The organism is Pseudomonas sp. AC169 (assembly GCF_979258515.1).
This window is the reverse complement of sequence record NZ_OZ409866.1, coordinates 3,773,040-3,798,245: the sequence shown is the minus strand read 5'-3', so window position 1 is coordinate 3,798,245 and position 25,206 is coordinate 3,773,040. Positions and strand designations below refer to the sequence as shown.

Sequence of the window (25,206 nt, the reverse complement as noted above, 5' to 3'; positions counted from 1 at the left end):
ACTCCAAAATAGGTACAGAGTGCCAGCACCATAATCTGCAATGCGCAGAAACACTATCGGCATTCGCACGACGAATACCACGCAAGATTTAAAGCACCGCAAAAACTGTGGGAGCGAGCTTGCTCGCGAAGAGGCCGGCACATTCAACATGATCTGTGCCTGAACCACCGTCTTCGCGAGCAAGCTCGCTCCCACATTGGATATCACTGCCCCAAAAAAAACGGCTACGTGTCAGATTTTTTCGCTTTGCACTTGCACGTACAACGCACGCCCGGCACCGAGGCCGGCGAGGATCGCACCGGTGCCAATGATGCCGAAGATCCAGCCCACGGCATTCCAGCCGCCGGTCCAGTCATGCACCACGCCAACGGCGAACGGCCCCATCGACGCCAGCGTGTAACCGAACCCCTGAGACATGCTCGACAGGTTCGCCGCGACATGGGAATCCCGCGAACGCAGCACGATCAACGTCAACGCCAGACTGAACGTACCGCCCTGCCCCAGTCCCAGCAGAATCGCCCAGCCCCACAATCCTTCGATCGGCGCATACAGGCAGCCGAACAGACCGCCGAGGGTCAGCGCCATGACCACGACGATGGCCAGACGCTGATCCTTGCCACGCGTCGCCAGCCACGGTGCGGCCAAAGAACTTGCGAGCTGGATGATCACCGATCCGGACAACACCAGGCCGGCCTGGGTTGGCGTCAGGCCGCGACCAATCAGGATCGACGGCAACCAACCGAACACGATGTAGGCCAGTGACGATTGCAGGCCCATGTACAAGGTCACCTGCCAGGCAAGCGGATCACGCAGCAGCCCGCGCACGCGATAGGCAACATTGTGAGCGCCGTGTTTCTGGCCGATTTGCGGCAGCCAGAACACCGCCGCAACCAGCGCCGGAATCACCCAGAAACCCAGGCCCATCGCCCAGCTACCACCGAAGTGCTCACTCAGCGGCACACTGGAACCGGCCGCCATCGCCGCGCCCAGACACAACGCCATGGTGTAGACGCCGGTCATGGTGCCGGCGTGTTTGGCGAAGTCGCGCTTGACGATGCCCGGCAGCAGAACACCGATGATGCCGATGCTCGCGCCGCCCAATACGCTGCCGGCGAACAGACCGATTTCACCGAAGTTGCTGCGCAAAATGATCCCGCCGGCCAGTGCCAGCAGAATTCCGAGCACTACGCGTTCAGCACCGAAACGCCGCGCCAGAATCGGTGCCAGTGGGGCGAACAAGCCGAGGCACAGCACCGGCAACGTGGTCAGCAAACCGGCTTGAGCTGCCGACAAGCCGAGGCTTTTCGACACGTCGCTGAGCAACGGCGCCATGCTCGACAGGGCCGGGCGCAAATTCAGCGCGACCAGAATCAAGCCCAGCAGCAACAGCCAGGGCCGGCGCACCAGCGGATGGCTCTGTTGGACTTGTTCATCATCAGCCTCGGCGTCGATTAGCAGTTCTGCCGTGCGCTTGGGGGTTGCGGCTATCTCACTGCGGGACATGGATTTCTCGGTTTCAAGGTTCATTGATCAACTGCCTCGATAAAGCTTTGGCCCGTTCCGGGTCGCGTTGCTCGACCGCATCGAGCAACTCGATGTGCAGGTCGAAGACTTCCTGACGGCGCGGGACGATGTTCAGGGTCTGGCGCAATTGCGCGCCGACGATGCTGGAGAAATAGCGATACAACTCGCTGAGGGTCGGGTTGTGCGCGGCGTCGACCAAGCGACGGTGGAACACCAGATCGCAGGCGATATAGGTGTCGAGGTCGCCGTGGTAGTGACTGCCGCTGGTGCCAAGTGCTTCACGCAATGCGGCGAGGTCTTCGTCGGTGCGGCGCAATGCTGCCAGGCCGATCGCCTCGACTTCGAGGATGTGGCGCGTTTCCCGCGCCTGTTCCAGCGAGCAGCGGGACAAAGCTTTGAGCGTGTCGAGGGGATCGACCACTGCGCGCAGGTAACTGCCGTCGCCCTGGCGAATCTCGATCAGCCCGGAAAACGCCAGCACGCGCATGGCTTCGCGCACGGTGTTGCGGCTGATGCCCAGCTCGGCGCACAGCTCAGGTTCGGTCGGCAAACGCTCACCAACCTGCCAGGCACCGCAATTGATGCGCTGACGAAGCTGATCCAAGGCCTGATCGACCAAGGATCGCTTAACGAGTGGAGAAATGTCTGACATAGGAATCGCCCTTTCATCCAATCATAGGATGAATTTTCCGACATGTTAGTCAGACACGTGTAGGACGGCAACCACCTAGGGTCAATCGGAGACACATGGAGCGGCATTTTCGATTGGTCAAAATTACCCTTTAAGGGTAATTTCAGGGACAGGGTTTTGGTTTCTTATGGAAAAGAACACACCCCATTACGAGCTGGCGGTGATCAAGGCTGACGTCAGGCGACTTGGCTGGAGGGCTTTCACTCACACAGCAAGAAAAACGGGTACTGCACTCAAACTCACTCTCGAAGAGATGCAAGAAATCGTTCTCAAACTGCAGCGCAGCATGTTGTACAAATCGATGACGACTTATGACGATCACCGTATTTGGCAAGACGTCTATCACATCCAATCACATGGTTTGGAGTTTTACATCAAGGTGTCATATCACTGCGACAGGCGCCCACCCGTAATCTCTTTCAAGGAGAACCATTCATGAATACGCAGCAGTGTGTCAGTTGCGGCGCCCCGGAAGGCATGGTGCATTTCAAGGGTCGAGGCGAAACCGTGAGCGCCAAGGGAATGGAGCGTCGGATCGACGATTTGTCGGGCTGGGAGTGCCAAAAGTGCGGTGAGGTCGAATTGGACGATGAGTGCGGGCAGCGGTATTCCGACGCATGCGATGAACTCGTTATCGCCTGTAGAAAAATGGTAGGTGACGAAATGAAAAAGATCCGTCGCAAACTGCACCTGACGCAAAAGGAAACGGTGCAATTGCTTTCAGGGGGCGGGCACAACGCATTTTCACGATACGAACGCGGCGAGGTACTTCCGCCGAAAGCATTGATGCTGCTCATGCGTCTGCTGGATCGCTATCCACACTTGCTCGCCGACGCGAGAGTCTTGGCCGAAGGGGCTGATTTGAGAGGCGCTTTCAAGTTCACTGAGCACAAAGAACAAGAACCTCTCACCGCCTCCTGACCCATAAAAAACAAACCCGGCACAAGGCCGGGTTTGATCTACACACAAACCATCAATGCAAAATCTGACTCAAGAACAACTTCGTCCGCTCATTCTGCGGGTTATCGAAGAAGTCATTCGGCGCCGCCTGCTCAACGATTTCACCCTTGTCCATGAAGATCACGCGGTTGGCCACGGTGCGGGCAAAGCCCATCTCGTGAGTCACGCAGAGCATGGTCATGCCGTCTTCAGCCAGACCGATCATGGTGTCGAGTACTTCTTTCACCATCTCTGGGTCGAGCGCGGAAGTCGGTTCATCGAACAGCATGATTTTCGGCTTCATGCACAGGGCCCGGGCAATCGCCACACGCTGTTGCTGACCACCGGACAGTTGCCCCGGGAATTTATGCGCCTGCTCTGGAATGCGGACGCGTTCCAGGTAGTGCATGGCGATTTCCTCGGCCTTGCGCTTGGGCATCTTGCGTACCCACATCGGTGCCAGCGTGCAGTTCTGCAAAATGGTCAGGTGCGGGAACAGGTTGAAGTGCTGGAACACCATGCCGACTTCGCGGCGGATCGCTTCGATCTGCTTGAGGTCGTTGGTCAGTTCCACGCCGTCGACGACGATGCGGCCCTGCTGGTGTTCTTCCAGACGATTGAGGCAACGAATCGTCGTCGATTTGCCGGAACCCGACGGGCCGCACAGGACGATACGTTCGCCCTGTTTGACGTTGAGGTTGATGTCTTTCAGCACGTGGAACTGGCCGTACCACTTGTTGACGCCCTGCATCTGAATAATGCCTTCAGGGCCCACTGGCTTTTTGATTGCTTCGCTCATTTACAGAGAACTCCTAACGCTTGTGGCCAGTGTCGAGCTTGCGTTCCAGATGCATGGAATAGCGCGACATACCAAAACAGAAAATCCAGAACACCAGGGCGGCGAACACGTAGCCTTCGGTGGCCATGCCCAGCCATTTCGGATCGGCAGCGGCTTGCTTGACGCTGTTGAGCAGGTCAAACAGGCCGATGATGATCACCAGACTGGTGTCCTTGAACAGCGCAATGAAGGTGTTGACGATGCCGGGGATCACCAGCTTCAGGGCTTGCGGCAGAATCACCAGGCCCATCGAACGCCAGTAACCGAGGCCCATCGCTGCGGCCGCTTCGTACTGACCTTTGGGGATCGCTTGCAGACCGCCGCGCACCACCTCAGCGACATAGGCCGACTGGAACAGGATCACGCCGATCAGTGCCCGCAGCAGTTTGTCGAAGTTCATGCCTTCAGGCAGGAACAGCGGCAGCATCACCGAGGACATGAACAGCACGGTGATCAACGGCACGCCGCGCCAGAATTCGATGAAAGTCACGCAGACCACCCGAATCGCCGGCATGTTCGAGCGGCGACCGAGCGCCAGCACAATCCCCAGCGGCAACGCACCGGCGATACCGACCGTGGCGATGACCAGGGTCAGCATCAGGCCGCCCCACTGGCTTGTCGCCACCGGGGTCAGACCGAAACCGCCGTGCAGCAGGGTGAAGGCAATGATCGGGTACAGCACCAGAAAGCTCAGCCCGTAGATCGCTTTACGCGGCACGCGGGAGATGAACAGCGGTGCTGCGCCGATGACCGCCAGCCACACGGTCAGGTCGACGCGCCAGCGCAGCTCCGTCGGGTAGTAGCCGTACATGAACTGGCCGAATCGCTGCTGAATGAACACCCAGCAGGCGCCTTCCTTGGTGCAGTCGGCGCGCGTGGTACCGACCCAGTTGGCATCGACAATCGCCCAACTGAGGATCGGTGGCACCACGAGGTAGATCAGGTAGAACGCAAACAGGGTCAGCAGGGTGTTGAGCCAGCTGGAGAACATGTTCGCGCGCATCCACGCCACCACGCCGATGCTGCTGTTCGGTGGGGGCATGTCAGGTTTGAAAGTATGAGTACTCATGCGCTTTTCCTTACCGCTCGATCAGCGCAATGCGCTTGTTGTACCAGTTCATCAGCAGGGAAATGCTGATACTGATCGCCAGGTAAACGCTCATGGTGATGGCAATCACCTCGATCGCCTGACCGGTCTGGTTGAGCACGGTGCCGGCGAACAGCGAAACCATTTCCGGATAACCGATACCGGCGGCCAGCGAGGAGTTTTTCGCCAGGTTGAGGTATTGGCTGGTCAGCGGCGGAATGATCACGCGCAGAGCTTGCGGGATGATCACCTTGCGCAGGGTCGGGCCGTTGCGCAGGCCGAGCGAACGCGCCGCTTCGGTCTGGCCGTGGCTGACCGACTTGATCCCGGAGCGCACGATCTCAGCGATGAACGCTGCGGTGTACACCGTCAGGGCGAGGGTCAAGGCGAGCAGCTCCGGGATCAGCACCCAGCCACCGACGAAGTTGAAACCTTTGAGCTCGGGCATTTCCCAGTGCAGCGGAGCGCCGAAGATCAATGCGCACAAGGTCGGGATCACCAGCAGAATCGCCAGGCCCACCCAGAACTTGTGGAACGGCACGCCGGTTTCTTCAAAGCGCTTGTTGGCCCAGCGGGTCATCAGCACGATGCCGACGATGGCCACCACGATACTGATCACGAACGCCCAGAAACCATCAGCCGCCAGCGCGGCCGGCATGTTCAGGCCTCGACTGCTGACAAAGAAAGTGTCGCCGAAGTTGTGGCTGTTGCGCGGCCCCGGCATGGTCAGGAATACCGCGAAGTACCAGAACAGGATTTGCAGCAGCGGCGGAATGTTGCGGAACACTTCCACATACACGGTCGCCAGTTTGCTGATGATCCAGTTCTGCGACAGCCGCGCCACACCGATGATGAAACCGAGGATCGTCGCCAGAACCACGCCGATCACCGTCACCAACAGGGTGTTGAGCAGACCGATGACAAAGACGCGGGCATAGCTGTCCGCTTCGGTGTAGTCGATCAGGTGTTGAGCGATGCCGAATCCGGCACTGCGCTCCAGAAAGTCGAAACCGGAGGTAATGCCCCGGTGCTGAAGGTTGGTTTGCGTGTTGTCGAACAAGTACCAGCCCAGCGAGACCACCGCCACGATGGTGATGATCTGGAATAGCCACGCACGCACTCGTGGATCGCTGAGGCTGAGCCTCTGCTTTGGTGCGCCGATTGAATTTTGCATGAAGTGCCCCGGAAAAAATGGAACAAGAACATCACCCGGCGGTTGGCCCGCCGGGTGATAGAACCATTAGCGCACTGGTGGTGCGTACTGAATGCCGCCGTTGTTCCACAGGGCGTTCAGACCACGGTCGATCTCCAGCGGAGTGCTCTTGCCGAGGTTTTTCTCGAAGATTTCGCCGTAGTTGCCGACCTGTTTGACGATCTGCACAACCCAGTCTTTCGGCAGTTTCAGGTCTTTGCCGTATTCGCCGTCAGCGCCGAGCATACGGGCAACGTCCGGGTTCTTGGTCGACTTGGCTTCAGCTTCGACGTTCTTCGAAGTGATGCCGGCTTCTTCGGTGTTGAGCAGCGCGTAACCAACCCAACGCACGATGGCCAGCCACTCGTCATCGCCGTTACGTACGACCGGGCCCAGTGGTTCTTTGGAAATGGTTTCCGGCAGAACCACGTAGTCCTTCGGCGATGCCAGCTTGGAGCGCTGGGCGAACAGCTGGGACTTGTCGGAGGTCAGCACGTCGCAACGACCGGATTCCAGCGACTTGGCGCTTTCATCGGAGGTGTCGAAAGTGATCGGGGTGTATTTCAGACCGTTGCCACGGAAGTAGTCGGAAACGTTCAGCTCGGTGGTAGTACCGGCCTGGATGCAGATGGTTGCACCGTCCAGCTCTTTGGCACTTTTCACGCCCAGCTTGTTGTTCACCAGGAAGCCGATGCCGTCGTAGTAGGTAATGAAGCCCGGGAATTTCAAGCCCATGCCCGCGTCACGCGAACTGGTCATGGTGGTGTTGCGCGACAGGATGTCGATCTCGCCCGATTGCAGCGCGGTGAAGCGCTCCTTGGCGTTCAACTGACTGAATTTGACTTTGGTCGCGTCGCCGAATACGGCAGCGGCCACAGCGCGGCAGACGTCAGCGTCGATCCCGAGGATCTTGCCGGTCGCGTCCGGTACCGAGAAGCCCGGCAGACCGTCGCTCACGCCACACTGCACGAAACCTTTCTTCTGCACTGCATCCAGGGTTGCACCCGCCTGAGCGAACCCGCTGACGCCGAGTACTGTTGCTGCAGTCACGATCGCCAGGGTGGATTTCAACATCTTCATTCAAACCTCCAGTTTTGCTCTTGTTGTGTCGGAGCTTGAGTCCAGTCGCACCCTTTTGAGGCGTTGTTGACCCGTGTTGGCTTTTTTTGGGGTCAACCGACGTCAGGACCTTCGCTATGAGTCTTTCAGGAGAAAATCCACATCATGGACAACTCACTTCTCACCAATCGGCCGAACGGGCTGTAGCCCTTTCACGTTCGCTGCGCCCGTAGCGGCCATTGGCGAACATCCATCACCGGATTCTTTGCAATCCCGTCGCGGGTCGTACACTGATAGTGTTACCGCCCACGCAAGATCGGTTGCACGGTTCAAGCCATAGCAAAGCCCGTACCACACCGCTCACCGAATCGATTCGGCGACAGGTCAATAGCAAAACTTGTAACCTTGCGACATCTTCTTAACGGATCCACCGGACGCGCACTCGAATCACGCACTTAATGAGAGCGCCCGCACATTTTTGGAGCAGACATGACCGAGCCCTTGATTCTTCAGCCTGTTAAGCCCGCAGACGCCTGCGTGATCTGGCTGCACGGCCTCGGCGCCGATCGCTACGACTTCCTGCCGGTGGCCGAAGCGTTGCAGGAAAGCCTGTTGAGCACGCGCTTCGTACTGCCGCAGGCGCCGACCCTTCCAGTGACGATAAATGGCGGATATGCCATGCCGAGCTGGTACGACATCAAAGCCATGAGCCCGGCGCGCGCGATTGACCGTGACCAGTTGGAAGCGTCGGCGGATCGCATCATTCAATTGATCGAAAACGAGCGCGCCAGCGGAATAGACGCTTCGCGGATTTTCCTCGCCGGTTTTTCCCAGGGTGGCGCCGTCGTGTTGCACAGTGCATTTGTGAAATGGCAGGGGCCATTGGGCGGCGTGCTGGCATTGTCGACGTATGCGCCAACGTTCACTGACGAGATGGAGCTTTCGGCCAGTCAGCAGCGGATTCCTGCGCTTTGCCTGCACGGTCAGTTCGATGGCGTCGTGCAGAACTCCATGGGCCGCAGCGCCTACGAGCATTTGAAGAAGCATGGTGTCACCGTGACATGGCAGGAATACCCAATGGAGCACGAAGTGTTACCCGAGGAAATTCGCGACATCGGTGTCTGGTTGAGCGAACGCCTGAGCTAAGCGTCAAGATTAAAATCGCCCTTTGATCCCTCCTACTACGCCGCGCCCGTTTCTTGCATTACACTGGCCGGCGTACATTCCTTAACCAATTGATGAGATGACCGTGCTCAAAGCACTCAAGAAGATGTTCGGTAAAAGCGAGGCTGAGCAGCTCGCGCCAGTTCCCAGTGCGCCGTCGCACGCCCCCGGTCATCGCAGCGATGCCCCACAGGCCGACCGCCCCGCTCCCGTAGCGGCACCGAAGCAAGCACCAACACCCGCTCCGGCCGCGCTTATCGCCGCCGAGCCCGCACGCAGCGAAGCGCCGAAACCGGCCAGACCACGCCGCGAACCGAAGCCCAAGGCCCCGGTCATTCCGTGGAAACTCGAAGATTTCGTCGTCGAGCCACAGGAAGGCAAAACCCGCTTTCACGATTTCAAGCTGTCTCCAGAACTGATGCACGCCATCCAGGATCTGGGCTTTCCTTATTGCACGCCGATTCAGGCGCAGGTGCTGGGTTTCACCCTCGCCGGCAAAGACGCCATCGGTCGCGCGCAGACCGGTACCGGCAAGACCGCCGCGTTCCTGATCTCGATCATCACCCAACTGCTGCAAACGCCGCCGCCGAAAGAACGCTACATGGGTGAACCCCGTGCGCTGATCATCGCGCCGACCCGCGAGCTGGTGGTGCAGATCGCCAAAGATGCTGCCGACCTGACGAAATACACCGGCCTCAACGTCATGACGTTTGTGGGCGGCATGGACTTTGACAAACAGCTCAAGCACCTCGAAGCGCGCCACTGCGACATTCTCGTCGCCACCCCCGGCCGCCTGCTCGACTTCAACCAGCGCGGCGACGTGCATCTGGACATGGTCGAAGTGATGGTGCTGGACGAAGCCGACCGCATGCTCGACATGGGTTTCATCCCGCAAGTCCGCCAGATCATTCGTCAGACGCCGCCGAAGTCCGAACGCCAGACCCTGCTGTTCTCCGCGACCTTCACTGAAGACGTGATGAACCTCGCCAAGCAGTGGACGACCGATCCGTCAATTGTGGAAATCGAAGTCACCAACGTCGCCAGCGAAAACGTCGAGCAACACATCTACGCCGTGGCCGGGGCCGACAAGTACAAACTGCTCTACAACCTGGTCAACGATAATGGCTGGGAGCGGGTGATGGTCTTCGCCAACCGCAAGGACGAAGTCCGCCGCATCGAAGAGCGTCTGGTGCGCGACGGTGTGAACGCTGCGCAGTTGTCCGGCGACGTGCCGCAACACAAACGCATCAAGACTCTGGAAGGTTTCCGCGAAGGCAAGATTCGCGTACTGGTCGCCACCGATGTCGCCGGTCGCGGCATCCACATCGACGGCATCAGCCACGTGATCAACTTCACCCTGCCGGAAGTCCCGGACGACTACGTGCACCGCATCGGCCGGACCGGTCGTGCGGGCGCCGATGGCGTGTCGATCAGCTTCGCCGGTGAGGACGATTCCTACCAGTTGCCGTCCATCGAAGAAAAGCTCGGTCGCAAGATCAGCTGTGAAACGCCACCGACGCATCTGTTGCGTGCGGTAGAGCGCAAGCGTCCGCAGTAAGCGACGTTTAAAAGAAAAGCGCAGCCGGCAACGGACTGCGCTTTTTTTTCGCCCGGCGTTTCATCAGGTGCTTGCGAGAGAAAACAAAAAGTCCATAATGGACAAATAAGTTTATATTTCGTTTTCGGAGCCTGATATGTCCAGTACGCCCTACGTGATCGACCAGCATCGGGCCCGCGAGTTGCTGGCGCGCATCGATGTGCCGCAGATCCTGCGCAAGCTGTTCCGAGATCTTGCGGCGGGTAACGCCGTGCAACCGGTGCAGCAACTGGTGGAGTTTCCGCAAGGTGCCGGCGACTTAATCAATTACCTGGGTGTGCTGGCCGAGGACGGCGTGTACGGTGTGAAGACCTCCCCCTACATCGTTCGTGAGCAAGGTCCGCTGGTGACGGCGTGGACGCTCTTGATGTCGATGAAAACCGGTCAACCGCTGCTGCTCTGTGATGCCGCTGAACTGACCACCGCGCGTACTGCCGCGACCACCGCTGTGGCGGTCGACACCCTCGCGCCGCTGAATGCCACGCGACTGGCGATCATTGGCAGCGGCAAGATTGCCCAAGCGCATCTGCATTATGTGAAAGCGTTGCGTGACTGGCAGAGCATCAGTTTGTACTCGCCAAGCCTGGTCGAAGACGCTCAAGCCCAAGCGCTGTTGAAAGCCATCACACCTGAACTGCAGATCGCCAACAGCCGTGAAGCCGCCATCGCCGAAGCCGACGTGATCATGCTCTGCACTTCGTCTGCAGGCCCTGTGATCGATCCGGCCGCGTTGAGCAAACCGGCCCTGATCACCTCGATCAGCACCAACGCCCCACGCGCCCACGAAGTGCCGCCGCAGAGCCTCAACGACATGCAGGTGTTCTGCGACTATCGTCTGACCACGCCAGGGTCGGCGGGTGAGATGTTGATTGCCAGTGAACAGCATGGCTGGGGCAAGGATTCGATTGTTGGCGACCTCGCCGACCTGCTCAGCGAGAAAGTGCAGCGCCCCGATTACGACCGTCACGTGTTTTTCCGCTCCATCGGCCTGGGCCTGGAAGACATAGCCCTCGCCAATGCGGTTTATCACTTGACTCACTAACACCACAAATCCCCTGTGGGAGCGAGCCTGCTCGCGAATGCGGTCTGACATTCACCGAAGATGTCGACTGATATACCGCTTTCGCGAGCAGGCTCGCTCCCACAGGGGACTAGCGAACGCCTTGATATTGCGTCCCCACTGGAGAACTTCATGAGCCAGGCAGATTTCATCATCATCGGCGGCGGGATTGCCGGCGCTTCCAGCGGTTTCTGGCTGTCGCCGTACGGCAAAGTGATCGTGCTCGAACGTGAATCACACCCGGCCTATCACTCCACCGGCCGCTCCGCCGCACTGTTCACTGCCGCGTACGGCACACCGCAAGTGCGTGCACTGACCCAGGCCAGCCGAGCGTTTTTCGACAACCCGCCAAGTGGCTTCTGTGAACATCCATTGCTGACCCCGCGCGGCGAAATGACCGTCGATTTCACCGGTGACCCCGCTGAACTCAACAACCAATACCTCAGCGCCAAAGCCACCGTGCCGGAAATGCAACTGCTCAGCGCCGATGAAGCCTGCGCGCGGCTGCCGATCCTGCGTCGGGAAAAAGTCCATGGCGCGATCTACGACCCGAGCGCCAGCGACATCGACACCGATGCTTTGCATCAGGGTTATCTGCGCGGGATCCGCCGTAACCACGGCGAAGTGCACACCGATTGCGAAGTACTCGGCTTGAACCGCGACGCCAACGGTCTCTGGCACGTACAAACCAACGACCAGACCTTCACCGCGCCAGTGATCATCAATGCCGCCGGTGCCTGGGCCGACAAGATCGGTGCACTGGCCGGCGCCAAACCGCTGGGTCTGCAACCGAAACGCCGCGCCGCATTTATCTTCGCCGGCCCGGAAGGCGTCGACATTCATCGCTGGCCGATGCTGGTCAGCCTCGACGAATCCTTCTATATGAAGCCCGACGCCGGCATGTTCCTCGGTTCACCGGCCAACGCCGACCCGGTCGAACCTCACGACGTGCAGCCGGAAGAACTGGACATTGCCATGGGCATCTACCAGATCGAAGAAGCCACCACGCTGACCATCCGCCGTCCAACCCGCACCTGGGCCGGGCTGCGCAGTTTCGTCGGCGACGGTGATCTGCTCAGCGGTTTCGATCGGCAGGTGCCAGGATTGTTCTGGGTCGCGGCACAGGGTGGTTACGGCATCCAGACTTCGCCAGCGATGGGCCAGGCCAGCGCCGCTCTGGTACGTGGTGAGCCGCTGCCCGAGCATCTGCGCGATTTCGGCCTGAGCAGCGCCATGCTCTCCCCTGCTCGCCTCGCCTGATCGTCCCTGTGGATGACGCGCCCAACGGATTGCGGCACACTCGCAGCGCCTCCTGATCACGGGGGCGTTGACGCTGCCTGGAGCTCCACTGTCATGACCGCCCCTGAATTCGACCCGGCGCTGGATAACTTCCGCGCCATCGCCGATGCCATCGCCACGCTGTTCTTTCCCCACGCCGAAGTGGTGCTGCACGACCTGCGCACGCAGAAGGTTGACTACATTGCCAACAACCTGTCCAAACGTGAGATCGGCGACGACTCGTCACTGGAAGACATGCTCAGCGAGGATGTCAGCGACCGCAATATCGGTCCGTACGAGAAGCTCAATTGGGATGGCCAGAAGATTCGCAGCCTGAGCAGCGTCCTGCGCGACAACGAAGGTCTGCCGCTGGCGGTGCTGTGCATCAATCTGAATATTTCGCTGTTCGAGAATGCCAAGGCCGCGCTGGACCTGTTCCTGTCGCCGAGCAAACTGATCCCGCAACCGGACTCACTGTTTCGCGATGACTGGCAGGAACGCATCAACACCTTCCTGCACGCCTGGCTGCGCGAGCGGCAATTGAGCCTGAATGTGCTGACCCGCGATCACAAGCGTGAACTGGTGCTGGCGCTGCACGCCGAGGGCGCGTTCAAGGGCAAGAGCGCCTCGAACTATGTGGCCAATGTGCTGAACATGGGGCGAGCGACGGTGTACAAGCATTTGAAGGAAATGAAGGGCTAGAAATTTGCGGTGACCGATCTGGCCCCATCGCTGGCAAGCCAGCTCCCACAGGTTTTGTGTACGCCGCTAATCCCTGTGGGAGCTGGCTTGCCAGCGATGGCGGACTATCAGTCGCCGTAGATATCAGACTTGAAATACTTCTCGGAAATCTTCTGGTACTCGCCACTCGCGCGAATGCCATCAATCGCGCCATTCAACTGGCTGACCAGTTCGGCATTGCCCTTGCGCACTGCAATCCCCGCACCCTCGCCGACGTATTTCGGATCCTTCAACTCAGGCCCGACAAACGCATAGCCCTTGCCGCGTGGCATCGTCAAAAAGTCATTCAACGGAATGGTGTCGGCAAAGATCGCATCGAGGCGTCCCGCCGCCAGGTCCATGTAGATCTCTTCGTTGTTGCTGTAACGCTTGACGTTAATGCCCTTCGGCTCGAACACCTCGGTGGCGTAACGATCGGTGGTGGTCGCGCGCTGCACGCCAACGTTCTTGCCCTTGAGGCTGGCGTATTGATCGTCAACGCTGGCGCCTTCTTTCATCACCAGGCGCGACGAGGTGAAGTAGTACTTGTGGGTGAAATCCACCGACTTCTTGCGGTCTTCGTTGATGGTCATCGACGACAGCGCCATGTCGATCTTCTTCACTTTCAGCGAAGGAATCAGACCGTCGAACTCACCTTCTACCCACACGCACTTGACCTTCATCTGCGCGCACAGGGCGTTGCCGATGTCGTAGTCGAAACCGACGATTTCGCCTTTGTCGGTTTTCGAGGCGAATGGCGGATAAGCGGCTTCGATGCCGATGCGCAGGGTTTGCTCAGCGGCGAACACGCTGGCCGAGGCCAACAGGCTGAGGGCCAGACCAGTGATGAGGGGAAGTTTCTTCATGTTCGTTCTCTCGCGGGTTGTTGTTGGTTTGGCAAGATGAAGAAGAGCAGCTGCGAGCGGGGAGCTACGAGCGGCAAGATTGAAGCTTTTTTGTACTTGTAAATCCATATTGGACTTATAGGTACAAGTCGTCAATCAGGGAGAAGAGAGTGTCTGCGGGGTTTTGGGTGTTGCAGATGGCCTCTTCGCGAGCAAGCTCGCTCCCACATTGGATTTGTGAACGACACAGATCCAATGTGGGAGCGAGCTTGCTCGCGAAGGCTTACTGAAGGGCGCTAGAGAACTTACTTCTTCCAGCGATCCGCAGCGGCATGATCACTGTCGCGCCCCTCCACCCAACGCGGCCCGTCACTGGTGTTTTCTTTCTTCCAGAACGGTGCGCGGGTTTTCAGGTAATCCATGACAAAGGCGCAGGCATCGAACGCGGCCTGGCGATGGGCGCTGGCGGCGCCGACGAATACGATCGGCTCGCCCGGCTCCAGCGCGCCGATGCGATGCAACACTTCCAGCTTCAGCAATGGCCAGCGCTGTTCGGCTTCAACAGCAATTTTGCCGAGGGCTTTTTCGGTCATGCCCGGATAGTGCTCAAGGAACATCCCCGCTACATCCAGTCCGTCGTTGAAGTCGCGCACGTAGCCGACAAAACTCACCACCGCACCGACGCCGACGTTGGCCGCGTGCATCGCGTTGACTTCAGCGCCCGGATCGAATGGCGTGGCCTGCACACGAATCGCCATGGCTCAGCCTCCGGTCACGGTAGGGAAAAACGCCACCTCGTCGCCATCGACCACCGGCTCGTCGAGCTGACAGAGGTCTTCGTTGCGTGCGCACATCAGGTTCTGTTCGCTCAGCACCTCAGCGCCATCCCGCTGCGCCAGCAATGCACGCACGTCATCGACAGTGGCGAAATCACCTTCAACCTTCACCGAATCGACGCCCAGCGCTTCACGATAACGGGCAAAAAACTTCACGGTCAGGTTCATGGCTGCTCCGCTTGAAAGTGCCCGCTCTTGCCGCCGACTTTCTCCAGCAGACGCACGCTTTCGATGGTCATGCCGCGATCGACGGCTTTACACATGTCGTAGATGGTCAGGGCGGCGACGCTGGCGGCGGTCAGCGCTTCCATTTCGACGCCGGTCTGCCCGGACAGCTTGCAGCGGGCGACAATGCGTACGGTGTCTTCGCCGTCGGCGCTGAGTTCGACTTTGACGCCAGTGAGCATCAGCGGATGGCACAGGGGAATCAGATCGCTGGTTTTCTTCGCCGCCTGAATGCCGGCAATGCGCGCCACGGCAAACACATCACCCTTGGGATGGCCGCCGCTGACGATCATCTGCAGCGTTTCGGGGAGCATGCGCACCAGCGCTTGGGCCGTCGCCTCACGGAACGTCACGGCTTTTTCGGTGACGTCGACCATGTTGGCGCGACCTTGGGAATCGAGATGAGTCAGCACGGGGGCCTCCTTGAGGCAGCTGCGAGCGGCAAGCTACAAGCGGCAAGTGAAAAGCGCAGTAGTCTGCAGGTATGGAATGGCAGCATTTAAGCAGTTGCAAGCATTAAGCGGCAAGCTACAAGGGCATGAGAGAAACACTCCCTACGCTTGTAACTTGCCGCTTATAGCTTGGAGCTGTTAGCTGCTTTTAGAGATGGGTTTCGGCGTATTCAGCCAGAATCGAGCGAGGCACCCCTTGCAGGGTGATGTGCACCCCGTTGGGGAAATCCTTGAAGCGTTCGGTCAGGTAGGTCAGCCCGGAGCTGGTCGCGGACAGGTAAGGGGTGTCGATCTGTGCGAGGTTGCCCAGGCACACCACTTTCGAACCGGCACCGGCACCGGCACCGGCACGGGTGATGATGGTTTTCATCTGGTGCGGGGTGAGGTTCTGGCATTCGTCGATCAGGATTCTCCTCCTGTTGGCCAATTTGCTTTGGAATTGGCTGACGCCGCCCCCAAAGAAGCCATTACGTAACTAAATACTACCGATTAAGACTTCCTCAGAATGCATCGAAGCGAATGTAGTTGAAGTGTATATCTGCAATAACTTGATTAACTTAGTAAAATAGTTACCAGTAGGAATTCAGTGTAAGACTCATCAACCGCCAAGCAACGAACCATCCTACAAGCCCAGTTATTGACTAGCAAATACAACGCGACTAGCTTCGTAAATGAAGTCCTTCGACTTCAATCCAAACAGACTAAAACTCAAGAGGTTCTTATTATGCGCAAAGCTAATCTGCAAACTCGATTAACAGCTCTTTCCAATAACGCTTACAACATCCTGATTACACCGGCAAAACCCGAATCAAAACTGGTCAGTTAATTTCGGCCAATGCCGAGGGAGCCACCAGACTCCCTCGGCATAATTTTTACGGAGCACGTGGAGATGAATGAGTTCAAAGTTAATGAAAACCTGACAATCACCTTGAATGAAGGAATTTTCGGATTATGGAACCTGGAAACAGGTGAGCAGTACGAAATATTCGAACGACGCTATCTTGACAGAATTTTCGAACTCAACGAATTAGTTGGTATGCCTTATACATCGAAACCCGAGGATGGAATACTGATTGAAGCAGAAATATTACTAATAGGCGAAAAAGCTGAACAGTATAAAAATACCCAAAAAGCTAATGGTCCTTGGGGTTGGGACCCTATTTCAAAAATATTTCATCTTGGAAGCAAGCACAACTTTCCGAGCGACCTGACAAACACTGAAGAAAACAATGAGATAGGCTATGTGAACTTCTGCGAAAGCATCGCAGAAAGCGCCCCAAACCTCGACATTGAACGAGAAGGAGAGTTAATCAAACTCCCGCCTTGGAACATCAACGTAATTGACACTTATAGCCTAAAGAAAGCCTTATGGCAGAGGACAACAAGTCGAAATTTCAATGGTGAGTCCGTGCCACTGGAAATTGTATCTAATATTTTATTCACTACTTTCGGAAATATTCACGGCGACTCACATAAAAAAAATCTCGCTGAGCGCGGTATTTCAACTGTTGGCTATCGTAGATCCTCACCAAGTGCCGGGTGCTTGCAAGCAACCGAGGCATACTTGATTGCTTTAAATGTTAGTAATCTAGAGAGAGGGATTTATCACTATAGGTCCCACCAGCACGTGTTAACAAAATTGGATAGTGGAATAAACGCCGACCTAACACAGATATTATGTCATCAAAACTTCGCAGTGGAAGCAGCCTTTCTAATAGTAATGAGTTCGCGATTTGATAAGCTTTGGTGGAAATACCCACATTCACGTGCTTATCGATCAGCTTTAATGGACGTTGGACATTTATCTCAGACATTCAATCTTGTAGCCACAGCTCACAAACTTAACACCTGGCTAACCGGATACTTTATAGACAACCTACTAAATGAACTTATAAAGATTGACGGATTCAATGAACATTCGTTATTTGTTTTAGCCGGCGGACATGGCCTGCAAGATCCTCTTAGTCCCGGAGTCGCGAAACTTTTGAAGGCAGTAAAATAAAACAAACCAGCCTTAGGTGCTCGCATGCACGATGATACGTTGAGAAAAAAAGAATACTCCGAAAAAATCAGAGAAATGGCGGATTTTAATTTTAAAAACAACGAGCTTCAAGAAGCTGCACGGCTATACGAATTGAGTATTAAGAACGATTCAAAAAACGTAAAAGCGTTGAACAATTTTGCGGCTTTATGCGAAGAACTGGGTGAAAAAAATAAATCAGAACGCCTTTACAGGCTGGCTTGCGACTTACCAGGAGCTTCAGCAGCGGACAAACTTAAGTTTCATCAAAACCTAGCATCCATACAAGAAAAAAATGGAAAAAAAAATGCTGCACTTTGGACATACCAATCAGCCGCAAAAATAGAAGGCTTCACAGAAAGCAGAGTTGCCTTTAACTATCTTGAATTACTTCAGGCGGTCCACCTGACCTCATTTGATGCGGCAACATTCGCCAGCCTATTGGCACTTTTTAACACAGAAGGAATAGACGATGACGCACTAGCCCGAGTGTATTTTTCACAACTGGCACTCAAAATTGAAAAAATAACACGTACAAAAGAAGACTACGCCATACTAGCTCTGGACATAATCGAATCAGATCCAATTGCATTAGAGTTTTTAAGTAGCAGACTAATTTCTAACCACATCATAGATGGGAACCATTATAAGCATAAGAAAAAAACTTATAGATTCCATAATCAGCAACAACTACAAACCGACACACCAAATCTTCCTCCGCGCCCTAAAAAAACAATGCAAATTAAATGGTTTTATCTACCTGACTGACAAAGAAGAGATGTCAAACGTTGAAAAACTAAAAGACAAATACCTAAAAGAGTCGCCAGCAATAAAAATTGCCGCAAAGTTAATACTGGAAACTTACCCGGGCGAACACTCTAAAAACCCATTAAAAAACAAAAACCATTTTGATTGCCAGATCACTCAAAAAAAAAAACAAAGAAACTACACTCCCCGCCATCCTGGAAAGTGAAACTCCTATCCAGAGTTTTTATGAATCCAATCCGTATCCAACCTGGACATCCAAACCAAAACATTCTGAATCGACACTAGATGAGCTTTTCAAAAAGCTAAACCTAAAGCAAGCACCACCAAGCAACAACATATTAGTCGCAGGATGTGGAACTGGGCGTCACGCAATTCAACTCGCCTTAACTTACCCACACACACAAATCTTAGGGCTGGATATCAGCAAAGCAAGTTTGCAATATGCCACACAAAAGAGAGACGAATATAACATTCAAAACTTGAAATTCATCTGCGGCGACATAAGTAATATTCCCTCTCTAAATTTGAAATTCAGCCTAATTGAGTGCATTGGAGTTCTGCATCACTTACAAGATCCTTTGAAAGGATGCGAAGCAATTCTCTCAGCACTCGAAAATGGTGGCATTGCTAAAATAGGACTGTATAGCACACACGCTAGAATTCCTATTGCAGACTTGGCCAACCTTGCGTCTAAAAACGAAATACTCTACGCACCCTGCAATTTAGAAAAAATACGAAATTTATCAATTCAAAACTACAAATACAAAAGAACAAGAGAAATAGTTAATTCACAAGATTTCTTTAGTAGAAGTGGATGCATGGATTTACTTTTCAACCCTCTAGAGAAAACGTTCACAACCCGTGACATTCACTCACTTATAAGAACTTTAGACTGTGAGTTTGCAGGCTTTGAAAAGGAAGAACAAAACAAATCCCCTGCATTTATAAAATTCAACGAGCATTCGAACATGGGCTCTTTTTTTGGCGCTTGGGAGTTATTCGAAACCCTTAACCCAAATTTTTTCAGTGAAATGTACCTATTCTGGTTAAAACCCATAAGGAAACAACAATGAAAATACTAGGCATAAACACGGGTCATGACGGGCACATATGTCTCATTGAAAATGGAAAATTAGTTTTCAGCCATGAGTCGGAAAAGAATGGCGGCAATAGGTACGCTCCGCTTTCCCTGAGTTCAGCAATAACCCACGCCGTTCAAAACATAGAAGATCTCGACGCAATCGCTGTAAGCGGATGGGCTGAAGGTATGGACCCCAGAAATCACCCAACTGAAGGCGGTTATCTTGGCTTGGATGTCGAACAATCAATCTGTACTTTCGGTGGAAGAAATATAGCGTGGGTAAACTGCAGCCATGAAATATCACATATATTCTCCTCTTATGCCCTGTCCCCATATGCGGACAAAACATCGTGCTACGTATTACTTTGGGAAGGCTTCATAGGCAATTTTTATAAAATCAACCCTGACATGTCGATTCAAACTATAGGCAATATTCTGCAAGGACCAGGCCTTCGCTATGCATTTACCTTCGGCTTAGCCGATCCAACTTTTAATTTGAAAAAAGGATATTGCAGACTCGGTGACGCGGGAAAAATGATGGCATTAGCTGCATTTGGAACAAATGGTGAACCAGATGCATTTGAGTCAACGGTTATTGACTACATAATGAACTGCGAATCGGCAATAGACACACTCAACAAACTTGACCTAAAAGATAGCGGTTATTACAACATAGGCGTCAACACAACGAAATTTTGCAACCTGGCAAGAAAACTATCAGACAAGCTTTTTAACGAGTTTTATGATTTCATCAGTACACATATTACAGAAAAGCTTCCGCTTTTAATTGCAGGCGGCTGTGGCTTGAACTGTGATTGGAACAAAAAATGGGAAACCTCCGAATTATTCGACGGGGTTTTTATTCCACCTTGCACAAATGACACTGGTGTCGGCATCGGGGCGTCCGCCATTGCCCAAAATTTATTAACTGGTAAAGCAAAACTTGAATGGTCCGTATATTCAGGACAAACTTTTATCTTCAACCCCACAAAAAACTCCTCATTTTCACCAAGTCCATTGGTACTCGAACATGTGTGCGAAGCGCTTATTGCTGGAGAGATTATTTGTTGGGTACAGGGAAATTGTGAAATAGGCCCGAGAGCCCTCGGCAATAGATCAATAATAGCGGCACCATTTTCTGCAAAAACAACTGAAAAGCTTAACTCCATAAAAAAAAGAGAACACTATCGCCCAGTAGCACCTATCTGCATAGAGGAAGATGCCAAGCTTTACTTTGACAACTGCACTCAAAGCAAATTCATGCTGTCATTTCATCATGTAATTGACAAACGACTTAAAGCAATTACCCATATCGATGGAACAGCAAGAGTTCAGACCGTCAGCCCTCAAGACAACATTAAAATGTACAAGCTACTACTGGAGTTCAAAAAACAGTCGGGCGTCAGCGTCCTTTGCAATACCTCGCTGAATTTCAAAGGCAAAGGTTTTATAAACAAACTCTCAGATCTTGAGTTATTTTGCTCAACCAACAATATATCCACATTTGTTGTAGATGACGTAATGTACCACACCAAGGAGATAGCGCAGTGAGCGTTCCCCACGTGAAAGGGTACGGTTATTTATGTGGAGTGAGATTTAGTAGTTCCGTAACACTCTGGGTAGACTTCATTTTAATCTTTACTGTACTTACATTCGCATATGACGCTTCCCCACAAACCTTGGGATATGCAGCGGCGCTGTACGGCTTACCAGCACTTTTCCTGGGGCCATTAATAGGTACGTTAGCAGACCATACTAGTCCTATAAAATTTTTACTAATAAGCTTCACCTTTAGATTTATCGTTGCATGCCTTTTATTTGGAGCGAGTTCTGAATCTGTTTTCTTAACATTAGTCTTCCTTAAGGGTGTATCGAACCTTGGATCTGGTGCGGCAGAAATTATCTTGACGAGGAAGCTTCTCACAAACAAAGACCTGATCAGTAATATTTCACTAATCACGGTTATGGATCAATTTATCAAGGTCTGCTCACCTTTAACTGCAGGTGTTATTGCAAGCATGTCAGATAAAGCGTATGGCTTTTTAATTTCCGCGCTTTTTTCACTGGCAGGGATATTCTGCCTGATTTTTCTTTCTATGAGTAACCGCCAAAAAAACATACACACATCTGATAAGCGGTCCTTTGGGAGCTTAAAGGCCTTGAAAGTATTACTAAGCTCCGGCCCATCCACACAACTATTTTTTATCTGTGCCTTAATCCAATCTGCTGTACTGGGATGCTATGACTCGCTGCTGAGTCTGCATATAAAAAACCTGGGGCTCGACGAATACGTATTTGGAGTTGTCGTTAGCTCTACCGCACTAGGTGGAATTATTGCAGGCTTGAGCTTTAAATTAGTTTACCCTCACAAAATTTTCTTCTGCTCAACGTTCTCCCTATTTACATTCGGTGTGATGGTAGTAATAGCGGGACTATTAAAGGAACCTGGCAATCTGACAACACTAGCATTACTAATACTAGTATTTTCCATTGCTGGATATGCCTATGGATTGACATCTTTAGGGTTTGGCGTAACTCTTCAGAAATACTGCCCTCTATCTAATCTGGGAACAGTATCAGCTTCCAGCCGCAGTTTGATGTTGATATTTATGATTGCAGGACCAATTTTTGGGGCATGGCTTTCAACGTTCTTGTCAATCGGAGGTGTTCTTGTTTCTTCAGGTGCCAGTGCCATATTGCTAGGTGCGTTTTTACACATAAAATACCGCGACATTTTTTCCGCAGAGACAAGTCGCATCATCAACGAATAAATAGTTACACCCCCCCTAAACTTTACTGCCTTGGTTTTGCAAACGTGGAGGATTGTAAATTTAGATTTTTAAAATATACAGATAATAGCCTTCAAAAGGGCCGTTAGGAGTACAAGCAAGTTTAATACTAGATAAAGGCAGCGGGTAAAAACCGGGCGGCTTTGCGGCCGCCCGGTTTTGGTGGTGATGCGGTTATAGATGGGTTTCGGCGTATTCAGCCAGAATCGAGCGAGGCACCCCTTGCAGGGTGATGTGCACACCGTTGGGGAAATCCTTGAAGCGTTCGGTCAGGTAGGTCAGCCCGGAACTGGTCGCGGACAGGTAAGGGGTGTCGATCTGTGCGAGGTTGCCCAGGCACACCACTTTCGAACCGGCACCGGCACGGGTGATGATGGTTTTCATCTGGTGCGGGGTGAGGTTCTGGCATTCGTCGATCAGGATCAGGCTCTGCTGGAAGCTGCGACCACGAATGTAGTTGAGCGATTTGAACTGCAACGGCACTTTGCTGAGGATGTAGTCGACGCTGCCATGGGTGTTTTCGTCATCCATGTGCAAGGCTTCGAGGTTGTCGGTGATGGCGCCCAGCCAAGGTTCCATTTTTTCCGCTTCGGTACCGGGCAGGAAGCCGATCTCCTGATCCAGACCCTGCACGCTGCGGGTGGCAATGATGCGGCGATAACGTTTGCTGACCATGGTCTGCTCGATCGCAGCGGCCAGCGCCAGAATGGTTTTACCGGAGCCGGCGGCACCGGAGAGATTGACCAGATGAATGTCCGGGTCGAGCAGCGCATACAGCGCGAGGCTCTGATAAATGTCGCGTGGCTTGAGCCCCCACGCCTCTTGGTGCAGCAGCGGTTCCTGGTGCAGATCGAGAATCAGCAGGCGGTCTTCTTCAATCTCCTTGATCCAGCCGACGAAGCCCTGTTCATCGATGATGAATTCGTTGATGTGCACCGCCGGCAGGTTGTCGATCAGTTGCACTTGATGCCAGGTGCGGCCGTGGTCCTGACGGGTTTCGACCTTGCTCACGCGGTCCCAGAAGGAGCCGGTCATGTTGTGGTAGCCGTTGGGCAACAGGGACACGTCGTCGACCAGTTGGTCGGTGCTGTAGTCCTCGGACGCAATACCGCAAGCGCGCGCCTTGAGGCGCATGTTGATGTCTTTGGTAACCAGCACCACCGGTTTTTTCGGGTCGCGGGCGTGCAGGTCGATCAGTTGGTTGATGATTTTATTGTCGTTCAGGTGCTCGGGCAGAATCAGGTTCGATTCAGCCTGCTTGCTCATCAGAATTGACAGCAAGCCCTTCGGCCCGCCCTTGCCGCGCTGGATCGGCACGCCCAGTTCGACATCTTCCGGAGAAGCATCGCCCAAGGTCTTGTCGATCAGCCGGATGGCCTGACGGCATTCAGCGGCCACGCTGTGATGCCCGCTCTTGAGCTTGTCCAGCTCTTCAAGCACGGTCATCGGGATTGCGACGTGGTGTTCTTCGAAATTCAGCAGGGCGTTTGGATCGTGAATCAATACGTTGGTATCGAGTACATACAGGATTGGCTGGTTGGAGGAAGGGCTACGTCCGTGATCATCCATACTCGGTCACCTTTGTCAGAGCCAGTAGACGCAATACCTGGGCGGTGCTGCGCCTCGAAGTGACTGCCGAAATCTCACCTGCGGAGATTCAAGTGACTGCAAACAAACGGGTCTTGGAAGACGCCACCTGTGTTGCAGGTTTCGGCGGTCTGTCTTCGTAATACTCCAAAACCGATGACATAAAAAAGTACTTTGACGGTTTTTTTAAGTTTATTTTGCAAAGTGACGAAAAGCCCTTGGCGGACTCCCTCGACACCGTTAGAGTCGGAAGTCCACCTGCTGCAAATCCCCTGAAAAAATCACCCCAAGCCCAATGTTTCCGGGCTTTTAGCGTTTCTCAGCGAAACGCGTCCTGACAGTCTTCCCAACCGATGCCGCTTTGCGCGGTTTGCGTGATCAGCCACGGCAACGAGGTCTTCACCGCGTCCTGCTTCATGTTGAAATTGATCACCCCGTGGCGCCACAACAGCATCAGGGTCAGCACCCGTTGCGCACTCGGCCCACCCTTGAGTTTGCCAGCGCCGTCCTGGGCATCGATGTCCCACAGCGCCACTTGCAGGCCCTGAGTGTTGAAGAAGCCTTGTGCATCACTGCGGCGCTGGCCTTCCGGCGGACGGAACAGCGGCACGTAGTTTTCCGGCAACTTGTTCTTCACCAGATCAGCGCTGCGCCGCACCGAATCCTGCCAGTCCTGCCAGTGGCTGTGGGAACGGAACTCCCAACCCTGCACGCCGACGCACTGTTTCGAGAAACCGGTTTGCAGGCTGCTGACCGAACGATCGGCCAGTCGCGCCTGAATATCCTTGCCCAACACGAAGAACGTGCCGCTGAGTTTGGACTTGCGCAGGTACTCGGTGAGCCAGTCAGTGTTGTCCGGTTGCAGGTTGGCGGCGCTGTCGAAGGTCAGCAGAAACAGCCGGTCGTGCATCTCGTCGCCGTTGCGCTCGTAGTCGCCGAAACGATCGAACTCGTTGCTGGTCTGCGGCGACAGCGCGGCCTTGCGCATCAACTCGTCCAGATACTGCAAATGGAAGATCCGGCTCGGCTCGGCCCACTTGGTGTAATAGCTGTCGTCGCTGACCACGAACTTGGCGGCCTGCTCGCGCAGGGTCGGCAAGTCTTCGACGAGGAAACAGAACGAGGCGTCCTGATCGCAACTCTGCTGGGCGTAGTTGTAGTTGGCCAGCAGCCGCTGCCAGAGGCGCTGGCGCAGGCTGTTGACCGCGTCGATATTGACCGTGCGCAGGCCCAGACGTTGAGCCAACGCGGTCTCGTCCATCGACTCGGTGCCGAGCAGACCACGGGCGAACATGAGGATTTCTGCCCGGGACGCCACATCAAACAGCGTCGGATTGCTGAGCTGCTCAGGCCAGGTGCTGCGATCCAGCGTCGCCACATCACCCGGCGCCGCCACGGCACCGAAGCTCAACAGCCACGCGGTGAATAAAAGAACAATGCGCAAAAGGGATGTC

The 25,206-nt window shown here is 54.3% G+C and carries 24 protein-coding genes and 1 pseudogene; 12 read left to right on the top strand and 13 right to left on the bottom strand.

Annotation, left to right across the window (positions count from 1 at the left end; genetic code table 11):
- Window positions 1-231: 231 nt before the first annotated feature.
- Entirely contained in the window at window positions 232-1,527 is a 1,296-nt protein-coding gene (locus ACZZ0G_RS17030; protein WP_463556900.1) for a CynX/NimT family MFS transporter, read from the bottom strand.
- Window positions 1,517-2,176 (bottom strand): FadR/GntR family transcriptional regulator, encoded by a 660-nt coding sequence (locus tag ACZZ0G_RS17025; protein WP_463556899.1) that lies wholly within the window; start codon window positions 2,174-2,176, stop codon window positions 1,517-1,519. The genes ACZZ0G_RS17030 and ACZZ0G_RS17025 overlap by 11 nt, the downstream gene beginning before the upstream one ends.
- 166 nt (window positions 2,177-2,342) lie before the next feature.
- On the opposite strand from ACZZ0G_RS17025, the gene ACZZ0G_RS17020 reads away from it, so the two are divergent.
- Together ACZZ0G_RS17020 and ACZZ0G_RS17015 are read left to right on the top strand one after the other, a co-directional pair.
- Complete coding sequence (locus ACZZ0G_RS17020; protein WP_463556898.1) at window positions 2,343-2,654, top strand: type II toxin-antitoxin system MqsR family toxin; 312 nt, start codon at window positions 2,343-2,345, stop codon at window positions 2,652-2,654.
- A complete protein-coding gene (locus ACZZ0G_RS17015; protein WP_134174754.1) occupies window positions 2,651-3,136 on the top strand; it encodes a type II TA system antitoxin MqsA family protein in 486 nt (161 codons plus the stop codon). Before ACZZ0G_RS17020 ends, ACZZ0G_RS17015 begins: the two co-directional genes overlap by 4 nt.
- Before the next feature lie 52 nt (window positions 3,137-3,188).
- Here ACZZ0G_RS17015 and ACZZ0G_RS17010 read toward each other — a convergent pair whose 3' ends face one another.
- From ACZZ0G_RS17010 to ACZZ0G_RS16995, 4 genes are all read right to left on the bottom strand, one after another.
- A complete protein-coding gene (locus ACZZ0G_RS17010) occupies window positions 3,189-3,953 on the bottom strand; it encodes an amino acid ABC transporter ATP-binding protein (RefSeq protein WP_008080191.1) in 765 nt (254 codons plus the stop codon).
- A gap of 13 nt (window positions 3,954-3,966) precedes the next feature.
- Window positions 3,967-5,061, bottom strand: coding sequence for an amino acid ABC transporter permease (locus tag ACZZ0G_RS17005; RefSeq protein ID WP_007949911.1), 1,095 nt, complete (start codon window positions 5,059-5,061; stop codon window positions 3,967-3,969).
- A gap of 10 nt (window positions 5,062-5,071) precedes the next feature.
- Window positions 5,072-6,253 carry an amino acid ABC transporter permease gene (locus tag ACZZ0G_RS17000; protein WP_134174752.1) on the bottom strand — a complete coding sequence of 394 codons (1,182 nt, stop codon included), beginning with the start codon at window positions 6,251-6,253 and terminating at the stop codon, window positions 5,072-5,074.
- A 66-nt stretch (window positions 6,254-6,319) separates the two neighbouring features.
- Window positions 6,320-7,351 (bottom strand): amino acid ABC transporter substrate-binding protein, encoded by a 1,032-nt coding sequence (locus ACZZ0G_RS16995; RefSeq protein WP_007914328.1) that lies wholly within the window; start codon window positions 7,349-7,351, stop codon window positions 6,320-6,322.
- A gap of 468 nt (window positions 7,352-7,819) precedes the next feature.
- On the opposite strand from ACZZ0G_RS16995, the gene ACZZ0G_RS16990 reads away from it, so the two are divergent.
- From ACZZ0G_RS16990 to ACZZ0G_RS16970, 5 genes are all read left to right on the top strand, one after another.
- On the top strand, window positions 7,820-8,476 hold the full coding sequence (locus ACZZ0G_RS16990) for an alpha/beta hydrolase (protein ID WP_463556897.1): 657 nt from the start codon (window positions 7,820-7,822) through the stop codon (window positions 8,474-8,476).
- Between the two features lie 97 nt (window positions 8,477-8,573).
- On the top strand, window positions 8,574-10,052 hold the full coding sequence (rhlB, locus tag ACZZ0G_RS16985; protein WP_463556896.1) for an ATP-dependent RNA helicase RhlB: 1,479 nt from the start codon (window positions 8,574-8,576) through the stop codon (window positions 10,050-10,052).
- 136 nt (window positions 10,053-10,188) lie between these two features.
- Window positions 10,189-11,133, top strand: a complete 945-nt coding sequence (locus ACZZ0G_RS16980) for an ornithine cyclodeaminase family protein (protein ID WP_463556895.1) — start codon at window positions 10,189-10,191, stop codon at window positions 11,131-11,133.
- Between the two features lie 150 nt (window positions 11,134-11,283).
- Entirely contained in the window at window positions 11,284-12,411 is a 1,128-nt protein-coding gene (locus ACZZ0G_RS16975) for an NAD(P)/FAD-dependent oxidoreductase (protein WP_463556894.1), read from the top strand.
- A gap of 93 nt (window positions 12,412-12,504) precedes the next feature.
- On the top strand, window positions 12,505-13,131 hold the full coding sequence (locus ACZZ0G_RS16970) for a helix-turn-helix transcriptional regulator (protein WP_463556893.1): 627 nt from the start codon (window positions 12,505-12,507) through the stop codon (window positions 13,129-13,131).
- 107 nt (window positions 13,132-13,238) lie between these two features.
- Here ACZZ0G_RS16970 and ACZZ0G_RS16965 read toward each other — a convergent pair whose 3' ends face one another.
- The 5 genes and pseudogenes from ACZZ0G_RS16965 to ACZZ0G_RS16945 form a co-directional block, all read right to left on the bottom strand.
- Window positions 13,239-14,015, bottom strand: coding sequence for an ABC transporter substrate-binding protein (locus tag ACZZ0G_RS16965; protein WP_463556892.1), 777 nt, complete (start codon window positions 14,013-14,015; stop codon window positions 13,239-13,241).
- A 284-nt stretch (window positions 14,016-14,299) separates the two neighbouring features.
- Complete coding sequence (gene moaE / locus ACZZ0G_RS16960) at window positions 14,300-14,752, bottom strand: molybdopterin synthase catalytic subunit MoaE (RefSeq protein WP_016771590.1); 453 nt, start codon at window positions 14,750-14,752, stop codon at window positions 14,300-14,302.
- Window positions 14,753-14,755: 3 nt separating this feature from the next.
- The gene (locus tag ACZZ0G_RS16955) at window positions 14,756-14,998 is read right to left on the bottom strand and encodes a MoaD/ThiS family protein (protein WP_016985014.1); all 243 of its coding nucleotides are present in this window, start codon (window positions 14,996-14,998) and stop codon (window positions 14,756-14,758) included.
- Window positions 14,995-15,468: a cyclic pyranopterin monophosphate synthase MoaC gene (gene moaC, locus ACZZ0G_RS16950; protein ID WP_016985015.1), complete on the bottom strand. Its 474-nt coding sequence runs from the start codon at window positions 15,466-15,468 to the stop codon at window positions 14,995-14,997. The genes ACZZ0G_RS16955 and moaC overlap by 4 nt, the downstream gene beginning before the upstream one ends.
- 187 nt (window positions 15,469-15,655) lie before the next feature.
- Window positions 15,656-15,916, bottom strand: a pseudogene (locus tag ACZZ0G_RS16945) (PhoH family protein); the annotation flags it as partial.
- Window positions 15,917-16,396: 480 nt separating this feature from the next.
- On the opposite strand from ACZZ0G_RS16945, the gene ACZZ0G_RS16940 reads away from it, so the two are divergent.
- The 5 genes from ACZZ0G_RS16940 to ACZZ0G_RS16920 all read left to right on the top strand — a co-directional run bounded on the left by ACZZ0G_RS16940 (window position 16,397) and on the right by ACZZ0G_RS16920 (window position 22,147).
- Window positions 16,397-17,509, top strand: a complete 1,113-nt coding sequence (locus ACZZ0G_RS16940; RefSeq protein WP_463556891.1) for a SagB/ThcOx family dehydrogenase — start codon at window positions 16,397-16,399, stop codon at window positions 17,507-17,509.
- 24 nt (window positions 17,510-17,533) lie between these two features.
- The gene (locus ACZZ0G_RS16935; RefSeq protein WP_463556890.1) at window positions 17,534-18,295 is read left to right on the top strand and encodes a hypothetical protein; all 762 of its coding nucleotides are present in this window, start codon (window positions 17,534-17,536) and stop codon (window positions 18,293-18,295) included.
- A gap of 140 nt (window positions 18,296-18,435) precedes the next feature.
- A complete protein-coding gene (locus tag ACZZ0G_RS16930) occupies window positions 18,436-19,368 on the top strand; it encodes a class I SAM-dependent methyltransferase (RefSeq protein WP_463556889.1) in 933 nt (310 codons plus the stop codon).
- A complete protein-coding gene (locus tag ACZZ0G_RS16925; RefSeq protein WP_463556888.1) occupies window positions 19,365-20,927 on the top strand; it encodes a carbamoyltransferase C-terminal domain-containing protein in 1,563 nt (520 codons plus the stop codon). Before ACZZ0G_RS16930 ends, ACZZ0G_RS16925 begins: the two co-directional genes overlap by 4 nt.
- Entirely contained in the window at window positions 20,924-22,147 is a 1,224-nt protein-coding gene (locus tag ACZZ0G_RS16920) for an MFS transporter (RefSeq protein WP_463556887.1), read from the top strand. Before ACZZ0G_RS16925 ends, ACZZ0G_RS16920 begins: the two co-directional genes overlap by 4 nt.
- A gap of 192 nt (window positions 22,148-22,339) precedes the next feature.
- Here the strand turns inward: ACZZ0G_RS16920 and ACZZ0G_RS16915 are convergent, their stop codons facing one another.
- Window positions 22,340-23,734, bottom strand: a complete 1,395-nt coding sequence (locus ACZZ0G_RS16915) for a PhoH family protein (protein ID WP_463556886.1) — start codon at window positions 23,732-23,734, stop codon at window positions 22,340-22,342.
- A 337-nt stretch (window positions 23,735-24,071) separates the two neighbouring features.
- The gene (locus tag ACZZ0G_RS16910) at window positions 24,072-25,196 is read right to left on the bottom strand and encodes a polysaccharide deacetylase family protein (RefSeq protein ID WP_463556885.1); all 1,125 of its coding nucleotides are present in this window, start codon (window positions 25,194-25,196) and stop codon (window positions 24,072-24,074) included.
- Window positions 25,197-25,206: the final 10 nt, after the last annotated feature.